Annotated in this window: 1 protein-coding gene; it reads left to right on the plus strand. The window is 50.7% G+C overall.

What is annotated here, in order from left to right; all coding sequences use genetic code 11:
- The coding region (locus ACYVG7_RS00445; RefSeq protein WP_460881291.1) for an IS4 family transposase at positions 1-906 on the plus strand (906 nt) is incomplete at its 5' end.
- Positions 907-1,024 lie beyond the last annotated feature (118 nt).

Genomic DNA, 1,024 nt, shown 5'->3' on the forward strand with positions numbered 1-1,024 from the left:
ACCGAGATCGTAGTCTCCATGGACTGGACCGAATTCGACGCCGATGATCACAGCACCTTGGTTATCAGCCTGCAAACCAACCATGGCCGCAGTACCCCGCTGCTGTGGAAAACCCATCGAAAATCGTTGCTCAAAGGGCAACGCAATGCCCATGAGAAAGAGCTGCTCACCAAACTCAAGCAGACNGAGAAAGAGCTGCTCACCAAACTCAAGCAGACGCTACCAGAGGGTATCTTCGTGACAGTAGTCGCTGACCGAGGCTTTGGTTACATGGAGCTGTTCGAGCGCCTGGAACAAGAGCTAGGCTTTGCTTATGTCATTAGATTTAAAGGAAATATTTTGGTTGGTTACCCTGGTGGAGAGCAGGTTCCAGCTCGTGACTGGCTAACGCCGACCGGACGCACCCGAACCCTCAAACAGGTGGAGCTCACCGGACAGAGACAGCCTGTCGAACGGGTCTATTGTTGTCGCAAAAGTGGCATGAAGGACGCTTGGTTTCTGGCCAGTAACCGGACCGACCTGAGCGCCGCCAAGGCGTTGCAACTGTACGGCCAGCGCTGGGGTATCGAGACCAGTTTTCGTGATATCAAAGATTACAAATTTGGCATGGGTATGGGAGAAGTGCACATCAGTAATCCGGTCCGGCGCGACCGACTGTTTTTGTTCAGCGCCCTCGCCATTGTCCTGCTAACGCTGCTGGGTAAGGCTGGCGATAGCGTTGGCCTGGAGAGAACGATCAAGGTCAATACCAGCAAGAGCCGAACCTATTCGTTCTTTCGGCAAGGGGTCATCTATTACCAGTTGCTGCCAAAAATGAAAGAGGCCAATGCAGTCCTATTGCTGGATAAATTTATCTACTACCTGAAGCAACACCGTTTATATAGCCGCACACTTGGAATTATTTGAGTCTCTAAAAATGAGGGGATCTCTAAGCTGTGAGTGGTGATTATAAGTAAGCGCCCTTGAATCGGCATCTTTTTTTCCCAAAATCAGCTCGTCACACTTGAAATCCATTACCTCTTCG

This window comes from Pseudaeromonas pectinilytica (assembly GCF_054780855.1).